The organism is Candidatus Baltobacteraceae bacterium, assembly GCA_035502855.1.
GTDB lineage: Bacteria > Vulcanimicrobiota > Vulcanimicrobiia > Vulcanimicrobiales > Vulcanimicrobiaceae > Aquilonibacter.
The window spans coordinates 25,211-33,751 of record DATJTX010000038.1; the positions used below are offsets into that span (position 1 = coordinate 25,211).

9 protein-coding genes are annotated in these 8,541 nt (G+C 61.2%); 7 read left to right on the forward strand and 2 right to left on the reverse strand.

Features of this window, described 5'->3' with window-relative positions:
• Positions 1–2,013, reverse strand: a complete 2,013-nt coding sequence (locus tag VMF11_15130) for a M48 family metalloprotease (protein HTU71634.1) — start codon at positions 2,011–2,013, stop codon at positions 1–3.
• A 180-nt stretch (positions 2,014–2,193) separates the two neighbouring features.
• Between VMF11_15130 and minC the strand changes: the two genes are divergently transcribed.
• Genes minC through rodA form a run of 7 tightly spaced genes read left to right on the forward strand, consistent with a single transcriptional unit; the run spans position 2,194 to position 7,651 of the window.
• Positions 2,194–2,952 carry a septum site-determining protein MinC gene (gene minC, locus VMF11_15135; GenBank protein HTU71635.1) on the forward strand — a complete coding sequence of 253 codons (759 nt, stop codon included), beginning with the start codon at positions 2,194–2,196 and terminating at the stop codon, positions 2,950–2,952.
• Position 2,953: 1 nt separating this feature from the next.
• A complete protein-coding gene (gene minD, locus VMF11_15140; protein HTU71636.1) occupies positions 2,954–3,745 on the forward strand; it encodes a septum site-determining protein MinD in 792 nt (263 codons plus the stop codon).
• Between the two features lie 6 nt (positions 3,746–3,751).
• Complete coding sequence (minD, locus tag VMF11_15145) at positions 3,752–4,591, forward strand: septum site-determining protein MinD (protein HTU71637.1); 840 nt, start codon at positions 3,752–3,754, stop codon at positions 4,589–4,591.
• On the forward strand, positions 4,588–4,947 hold the full coding sequence (gene minE, locus VMF11_15150; GenBank protein ID HTU71638.1) for a cell division topological specificity factor MinE: 360 nt from the start codon (positions 4,588–4,590) through the stop codon (positions 4,945–4,947). Before minD (VMF11_15145) ends, minE begins: the two co-directional genes overlap by 4 nt.
• Before the next feature lie 45 nt (positions 4,948–4,992).
• Positions 4,993–5,658, forward strand: coding sequence for an alpha-ketoglutarate-dependent dioxygenase AlkB (locus VMF11_15155; GenBank protein HTU71639.1), 666 nt, complete (start codon positions 4,993–4,995; stop codon positions 5,656–5,658).
• A 1-nt stretch (position 5,659) separates the two neighbouring features.
• Complete coding sequence (locus VMF11_15160) at positions 5,660–6,517, forward strand: hypothetical protein (GenBank protein HTU71640.1); 858 nt, start codon at positions 5,660–5,662, stop codon at positions 6,515–6,517.
• A complete protein-coding gene (gene rodA / locus VMF11_15165) occupies positions 6,518–7,651 on the forward strand; it encodes a rod shape-determining protein RodA (protein ID HTU71641.1) in 1,134 nt (377 codons plus the stop codon).
• A 126-nt stretch (positions 7,652–7,777) separates the two neighbouring features.
• Here rodA and VMF11_15170 read toward each other — a convergent pair.
• A partial coding sequence (locus VMF11_15170; GenBank protein HTU71642.1) for a hypothetical protein occupies positions 7,778–8,541 on the reverse strand: 764 nt, incomplete at its 5' end.

An 8,541-nucleotide genomic window follows, 5' to 3' on the forward strand; every position in this document is an offset into this window, starting at 1 on the left:
TTAGGTGCCTTCCAATTCTTTTGCCGGATCGTCAGTGTAGTCGAGATAGATCAGGCCGGTGAAGATCTCGAGCGGCCAGGCGTGCATCCCGTGCTCGTCTGCCAGATCGACCGGAGACTTCTTCTCGGCCATCATCTGGTCCACGATGTCGTCCGGCTCGGACTTGATGTCGGCGGCCAGGATCGTCGCGACCACGACGTCGCCCGCGGTGATGTTGTCGTGAACCATCTCTTCGTAGGGTATACCGTCCAAACCGAAGCGTTGTTGCAGTGCGTACTGCAGCGTTTGGTACCGCTCGGGCGACGAGCCCACGCCCAGCAGGGTGATCTCCGTTGAGAGCTGGCGGGTCCGGGCCATGTTGTAGAGCTGGGCCGACTGCGACGCTTGCGTCGCGGCGTTGTCGAGCTCGGTCATCGCCGTCTTCATCATGGGATTGAGCGTGTTGTACTCGGACTGGCTGATGTCACCGCGAAAACTGAGCGGCGCGTTGTTGAGCGCGCGGAAGTAGTCGTCCAGGTCGCCGAGCGATTGGTCGAGCGTGGTGAGTGAGGCGCGGGCCGCGTCGATGCTGCGGATCATATCGGAATCGGCGCGCTGCAGCTCGTCGAAGATGCTCGGATACGAGGGAAGGATCGCGATTTGATCGGTCGGGATCGGCGTGGCGTTGAGCGTTTGCTGCATCTGGTCCAGGATACCGTTGCTCAACTTGAGCAAACCCGACTCCTTGCCGCGGTCGAGCGAGCCGACACCGTTGATCGTCGCTCCGGCGTCGTCCATCGCCGAATTGAGCGAGCGCGACATCTCCATCAGGTTCTTGTAGATCGCCTCCAGCTTGGTTCCGCGCTGGATGTTGACGTTTTGGAAATTCGGAATCTCGTATTGCAGCGCGTCGGTGCGGGCTTGAATTTGCTTGAGCTGTGAGCGCCCTTCGTCGCGGCGGGCCGCGATCGCCGTATTCGCGGCGGCTTGCGCCGTTTGTGCGTTGGCGAAGGCGGTGCGCAGGCCGGTGAGATCGGGCTGGGTGAGCAGTACGCGTTTAGCCTGCACCTCGCGCAGTTCCGCGATCCGTTCGAGCGCGAGCGCCTTGGTTTGCGGCGATCCGATTTGCGCCGCTTCGGCGAGCGTCTGCACGCTCTTGTTCGGGAAGCCCAGCGCGATCTGATCTTGCCCGAGGCCCAGCAGCGCTTCGGCGTTGTTCGGCTCGGCCTTCAGGATGCTCTCGAACTTGATCGCCGAAAAGCTATAGCGCGCGCGCTCGCGATCGTTGGCCGCTTGCACCAGGCGTTCTTCCTCGGTCACGACCTTGGGGTCCAGTTCGGGATACCCGTCGAGATGCGCGACGCGAGCCTTGGGATCGGGATGGTCCTCGAGATACTTGGCGACCAGATCGCTGTGCTCGTCTTCGAGGACGCCTAAATGCTCCATGATCGTCTTCATGTTCTCGGGGTCGTACCCGGCCCGCGCCATCAGCTGCAAGCCGGTGCGATCGGCCTGCAATTCGTCCTCGCGCTCGATCTTTGCGTAGGCGCTCGCCTCCATCAAGTTGCCGAACTCGTAGATGATCGGCGAGAACATCGCGGCGATACCGAAGAGCAGGTTGAGCCCTTCGAGTTTGGATTGCGAGGTGAGCACGTGGCGGCGCTCGATGTGGCCGGTTTCGTGACCGATCACGCCGGCGAACTCGTCGTCGGACTGCACGAAGTCGATCAATCCTTCGTCGATGTAGATGTAGCCGCCGAGCGTCGCGAACGAGTTGACGGTGGTATCCTTGATGACTTTGATGTTGTAGGGGATGTCTTTGCGGTCGACTTGTTTCCAGAGGTTCCCGGCGATCTTGTTGACGTAGGCATTGAGCAGCGGATCGGTTTCGATCACGCTGGTGTCGACGATCTGCTCGTCTTCCTGCCGCCCCATCTCGATCTCGGTTTGGGTCGAGGTCGCGCCAACCGGTGCCGGGCATATGGCACCGGCGAAAAGCACAATAGTAAGGAAGGCGATGATGCGACGGATCATAGGGCTGGCATCCTTTATCGGAGGTACTCACTCCATGTTACGGCGTGACTCGGCTTCGATACAACGGGCGGAGCGTGCCGTCCGTAACCGTGTGCACGAGATGTGTATAACCGCAAGAACTTGCGAGTCCCTGTGGACGGCGACAGGGTCGCCCCCCGACCCCTCGGTAAAACGGGGCCAATGTCGCTGATTCGGGGGCGGGGCCAGGGCCTCGAAATCCACCTCGCCGGTTGGGACTTTGACGCGGTGATCGCCGAGCTGACCGCTCGCCTTGGGGAGCGGCCCGGCTTCTACACGGGCACGCGAGCCGTCGTCGTTCAGGGCGAACCCGCGCTCTCGTCCGAGCAGGTGGCGCAGCTGGCGTCCGTGCTCGAGACCGCCGGCATCGCGTTGAACGGGCTCGAGCAAGCGCCGGCGCCCGAAGAGCTCGCGCGACGCCGCGCGATGCGTCCCAAGCGCGAGCTCAAACTCTCGGATTCGGCGCGCTCGCTCGTCGCCGACTTCGCCGGTGCGAGGGCCGACATCGCGCAGCGCCGCAAGCGGGCGAGCGAAGCGCCCGCGCCCGCAATGCCGATGCTGCAAGTCGCGCCGCCGCCCGGCACGCTCTATCACGTCGGTACGCTGCGCGGCGGGCAAGCGCTGCATCACGCCGGCAACATCGTCGTCGTCGGCGACGTGAATCCGGGAACCGAACTCGTCGCAACCGGCGACATCGTCGTCTTCGGCCGTTTGCTGGGCGTCGCGCACGCGGGCGCGCAAGGTGACGACGGTGCGAAAGTCTACGCGTTGCAATTGCAAGCGACGCAATTGCGCATCGCAACATGCATCGCGCTCGACGAGGATCACGCGCGCATGATGTCGGAACCGGAAGTAGCATTCATTCGCGCGGGTCGCATTACGATCGCGCCGTTTTCCAAGGCAGCGGAGGTACCCGGTTAACATGGCAGGACGTCGCATCGTCGTGACCTCGGGAAAAGGTGGCGTCGGCAAGACGACGACCACGGCAAATCTGGGCGCCGCGCTTGCCAAGCGTGGAATGCGCGTGGTGCTCGTCGATGCCGACATCGGACTACGCAATCTCGACCTGGTGCTCGGGCTCGAAAAGCGCATCGTCTTCGATTTGGTCGAAGTAGCCGAGGGCCGGTGTCAATTGCGCCAGGCGCTGATCAAGGACAAGCGCTTCGAATCGCTGGCGATTCTGCCGGCAGCGCAGACGCGCGACAAAGACGCGATCACCGAGACCCAGTTCGAGGCGATCATCGCCCAGGCCGCAGAGGGTGCCGATTACGTGCTGATCGACTGTCCGGCCGGCATCGAGGGCGGGTTTCGCAATGCGGTCGCCGGCGCGAAGGAGGCGATCGTGGTCACGACACCGGAGGTCGGCGCGATTCGCGACGCCGATCGCGTGGTCGGAAAGTTGAACGACCGAGCGCTGCCGATCCGCTTGATCGTCAATCGTCTGCGTCCCGAGATGGTGCGCACCGGCGATATGCTCTCGGTCGAGGACGTGTGCGAGATTCTCGCGATCGAATTGCTGGGGATCGTTCCCGACGATGCCGAGATCATCGACACGACCAATCGCGGCGAACCGGTCGTGCTCGAACCGGCGGCGCGATTGGGCGTCATCTACGAGAAGATCGCGCGGCGGCTCGAAGGTGAGGTTGTGCCCTTCACCAGCTTCGACTCGCAAGGTTTCTTCGGCAAACTCTTCGGCGCACTCAAGGCGGGGTAGATGGCTATGCACCAACCTATTCACGATGCGCTCGCCGCTCCGGCGGTAAAACTGGGACGCGCGATCGTCATTACGTCGGGCAAGGGCGGCGTCGGCAAGACGACGACCACCGCGAACTTGGGCACGGCGCTGGCCGCCCGCGGCGCCCGCGTCGCGCTGGTCGACGCCGACGTGGGTTTGCGCAATCTCGACATCGTGCTCGGCCTCGAGAGCCGCGTCAAGTATCACGTGCTCGACGTGCTCGAAGGCAAGGTGACGCTTGACGAGGCGCTCGTGCCCGACAAGCACAGCGAGACGCTGGTGCTGCTCGCCGCGGCGCAATCGCGCGAGAAGGAGGAAGTCGAGACCGAACAGATGCGTGCGCTCATCGCGCGCCTGCGGGAGCGTTTCGATTTCGTGCTCATCGACTGTCCGGCCGGCATCGAGCTCGGCTTCAGAAACGCGATCGTCGGCGCCGACGAGGCGATCGTGGTTTGCACGCCCGAGGTCTCGGCCGTGCGCGACGTCGATCGCGTGGTCGGCTTGCTCGGTAATCGGTTCAAGCCGCAGCTGATCATCAATCGGCTGCGCCCGCAACTGGTAAAGAAGGGCAAGATGCTCTCGGTCGAAGATGTCAACGCCATCCTGCGGCTGCCGCTGCTCGGGGTCATTGCCGACGAACCGGAGATCATCATCACCACCAACAAAGGCGAACCGCTTGCCCTGCGTCAGGACGGCGAAACGGCGAGCGCGTATCACGCGATCGCGGCGCGCGTCGCGGGCGAAGACGTTCCCGCTCCGGCTCCCCTCTTGAAAGAGTCGTTCGTGGACAAACTCGGCTCGTTCTTCGGAGGGCGGCGCGCATGATCGACTGGATCAAGAAATTTTTCGGCGCGCCCAGCTCGAGCTCGACCGCGAAGGAGCGGCTGCGGCTGGTGCTGATGACCGATCATCTGGCGCTCGGGCCCGACATCGTCGAGAACATGAAGCGCGACCTGATCGACGTGATCTCGCGTTACGTCGAAGTCGATCGCGACAAAGTCGAGGTGAGTTTCGAGCGCGAGGATCGCGCGCTCGCGATGCTGGCCAACATTCCGATCGTCTCGGTAAGCCGTCCGAGCCCGCCCCCGGCTCCGCCGGATCCGCCGGCGAACGGCGGCGCTCCGCCGCGCCGGCGGCGGCGCAAGAAGCCGCCAGCGCAGAATCCCGCCGCGGCGCACTAATGGACCCTCGACGTTACGTTCGGTATACTATAGGGGTATGCGGACATGCTGAATCCGAGTCTGTTTGAGGCGAGCGTGACCGGCGCGGTTTGTGCACATGAGCACGCGGTGCGGATTTTCGGTGACGACGATTTGCTCTATTTTCGCCACTTCTATAGCGAAAAAGCTTCGCTGAAAATGCTCGACGCGTTGTTGACGTCGGTTCCGTGGAAGCAAGAGTTATTAAAGATCTATGGGCGCAGCGTTCCAACGCCTCGACTGACGGCGTGGTACGGTGATCCCGGGGCCGCGTACACCTACTCTGGCCTGCGTAACGAGCCGAACCCGTGGACGCCGCTGTTGCTGGAAATGGTCGACGAGCTTTACTCGTTCGTTGGCGTTCGTTTCAACAGTGTCTTACTAAACCGCTATAGAAACGGTGACGACAGCCTTTCGTGGCACGCAGACGACGAACCCGAGCTCGGCGCGGAGCCGACGATCGCTTCGCTGAGTTTGGGTACGCCGCGCCTCTTCAAGCTTCGAAAGACGAGCGATCCAAAAGACGAGGCTTCGCTGCGGCTGGAAAGTGGAAGCCTCCTTCTAATGCAGGGCCGTTCTCAGGCGAAGTACCGGCATAGCGTACCGAAGGAGAGAAAGGTCCGCGGTGAAAGAATAAACCTCACATTTCGGGTGGTTGCAACTGGAGGAACTGCGTCGGCGCCTATACCCTAATTTGCTGGCTCAACTGAGCCGGCATTTCGGTGTTGACCGAGCAGGGCTGTGCCTTAGGCTCAAACCGCACATCCCGACGATTCGCGCAGGGTTTGACGCCGCGGAAGTCGAGATCGCCTACGATGATCAAGATGTCATCGCCACATACCTATTGCTTTACTACGCGAACTACACTGCTGCGGGCTGTGATGCGCTCGCGAGGATACAAGGGCTTCTTCCCGCACGTGATCTCTCCGCGGTGTTCTTCTGCGGCGGTTCCCTGCCGGAGTTACTCGCGACGGCATTCTCGATGAACAGGGCAAATGTCGGTCCTAAGGTGCTCAACGCGTCCGTCTTTGACCAATACGTGGAGGCCTGGGCCTGGACACATCAGATTACGACGGCGCTGGTCGGGCTGTTTGCGCCAGAGGTCGTCCTTGAACTTCAATCCGGCGCGGTGGACCTTCGTCGACGCGGTCAAGGCGTGCCGCAAACCGTGGCGAATGCGGACCTTGTCGTGTTTCAGCATTGCCTCAACGAGTTTGCCGATAGTCCCGGCGCGATCGAGTGCATCGAAAGAATCGGGCGCGCGGCGCCGCGCGACACGGTCTTTCTTTTTCTCGACCAGGGAAAATACCGAACCGTGACGCGGTCGATGCTGAGTATTCGCGAACGTTTTGTCGCTGCGGATTACCAGGTGCTGGAAGATTGTCATACGCCATACACGTACGAACCGCCTGACTTCTTTCTGCCCGATGAACTAAAGAGCCAATTCTTCGACGGCATTGCGGCGCGTGACGAACAGGGACGATGGACACCGGGTCACCGCCGCGCTCGCACGCTGAACCTGCGTGCTCTCTGCATGCGAAAGCGGAGATAGATGGCAGTTCTCGCACTCGGTATCGACACGCGGCGTTACGTTCGCAATTTCAACTGGCCGCTCGCGATCGCTCCCATCCTGATCTCGGCGATCGGGATCATGTGCATCCAGTCGGCCGATCTGCACGACCCCGATGCTTCGGGCGAATACAAAAAACAGATCCTCTACATCATCATGGGCGTGCCGCTGATGCTCGGCTGCTCGTTGATCGACTATCGCAATTGGCGGCGCTTGGCGCCGGCGTTGTACGTCTTCAATTTGTTGCTGTTGATCTTCATTCTCCGCGGCGGTCATTCGGCAATGGGCGCGCAGCGTTGGATCTCGCTCGGGCCGCTCGGCACCTTCCAACCCTCCGAGCCCGCCAAACTGGTGCTGGCGATCTCGATCGCATTCGTGCTCTGCCGCAACACCTTCGACCGCATTCAGGATCTGTGGAAGCCGCTGCTCGCCGCGGCGATTCCCGCGCTGCTGATCGTCAAGCAACCCGACCTCGGCACCGCGCTCGTGATCGGGGCGATCTTGACGGTGCAGCTGTTTTTCGGATTACCGAAGCTGGGCGATTTCGCGATCTACGTGCTCGCGGTGCTGATCGCGGGAGCGGCCGCGGTCGGCACCAATGCCGTGCTCAAGCCGTTCCAAAAGGCGCGGCTGTTCGTCTTCCTCAATCCACATGCCGACCCGCAGGGCTCGGGCTACAATCTCAATCAGTCGAAGATCGCGGTCGGGAACGGCGAGTGGTTCGGCCGCGGTCTGCATCACGGCACGCAGACGCAGCTCAAGTTCGTGCCGTTTCATTCGCGCGATTTCATCTTCACCGTGCTGGCCGAGGAGTTCGGCTTCATCGGCGCGCTGGCGCTGATCGTACTCTACATCGCGCTCCTCTACGGTGGGATCCGCGCGATGATCGCCGCGCGCGATCGCTTCGGATTTTTGCTCGCCGCCGGAATCGTGGCGATGCTCTTCTTCCACATTCTCGTCAACATCGGCATGACGATCGGCATCATGCCGATCACCGGCATTCCGCTGCCCTTCATGTCGTACGGCGGGTCCGCGATCCTGACCGATTTTGCCGCCGTCGGCGTGCTGCTGAACATCTACTCGCAAAAAGACCGCGACGTCCTGGGCAACGCGTAGCATGTGGCGGGCGATCGCAGTGGTCTTAGGCTTAATTGACTAAGCAGGCGAGAATCAATATAATTAACTTGAGGCTATGGCTCTTGCCTAGTCGCCCGAGGGGATCGCGCAAGCGGTGCCCCTTGGTTATTTATTGGCCTCATCCGGAAGCATGCACTCGTATGATTCGTCCCATGGGATCACTTTCAACCCGAGGATGGAGTTTGCGGTAACGCGGCCGGTGCATAGCTTGCGCTGAAAGATGCCCCAGCGCGGAGGATCGCTCATTGGATCCAGGACTTTGTCCGCACACGGTCGAGCGAGAAGATCGGCAAGCTGCATTCCGCTGCTATTAGAATCCTTCGTGATAAACCTGAGCCCCGGCAGAAACTGATGGCGAAAATACGCAGCGGAAATATAAGCCGTGCCATCGAGGAAAAGCCGCGCGAATTCATATTGCAGGAGGGCGTCGCCTAAAGGATCTCGCGCCTCCAGCACCAGCCTACCCTGTGCGCCGCCGAAATGCGCCTGCAAGGACAGGGCGATCCGTTCCGCCATAAAGCTAAGCATCATAACGTAAGCGTGATTCGGAAGGTGCTTATGGGGAAGACTTTCATTAGGGGCGTCCGTGCCCCATTTCTCTAGGTATTTGTCGCGTTGAAGAACGCAGCAGATGGCATTGAACGGCAAGCCGGAAATAATATCGTCGAGCTGGAGAAGCGCTGTCTTTTGCTTAGTTTTGTCACCGCCGCACCAAAAAGAACCATCCAGATCGTGTCCCAGGCCGTGGTGTATGAGAGGACTATCCTGGCCGCATAAATGAGAGCGGCCACCGTGGCTTTCGGCGAAGGTTGTTTTTGCAGAAAACAATCGACACGAAAGGAAACCACGATGACCAAGCCTAGTATGGC

Excerpts from the sequence above, each read along its gene's own strand:
- VMF11_15130 (HTU71634.1), bottom strand. The coding sequence starts at position 2,013 with ATGATCCGTCGCATCATCGCCTTCCTTACTATTGTGCTTTTCGCCGGT.
- minC (HTU71635.1), top strand. The coding sequence starts at position 2,194 with ATGTCGCTGATTCGGGGGCGGGGCCAGGGCCTCGAAATCCACCTCGCC.
- minD (HTU71636.1), top strand. The coding sequence starts at position 2,954 with ATGGCAGGACGTCGCATCGTCGTGACCTCGGGAAAAGGTGGCGTCGGC.
- minD (HTU71637.1), top strand. The coding sequence starts at position 3,752 with ATGCACCAACCTATTCACGATGCGCTCGCCGCTCCGGCGGTAAAACTG.
- minE (HTU71638.1), top strand. The coding sequence starts at position 4,588 with ATGATCGACTGGATCAAGAAATTTTTCGGCGCGCCCAGCTCGAGCTCG.
- VMF11_15155 (HTU71639.1), top strand. The coding sequence starts at position 4,993 with ATGCTGAATCCGAGTCTGTTTGAGGCGAGCGTGACCGGCGCGGTTTGT.
- rodA (HTU71641.1), top strand. The coding sequence starts at position 6,518 with ATGGCAGTTCTCGCACTCGGTATCGACACGCGGCGTTACGTTCGCAAT.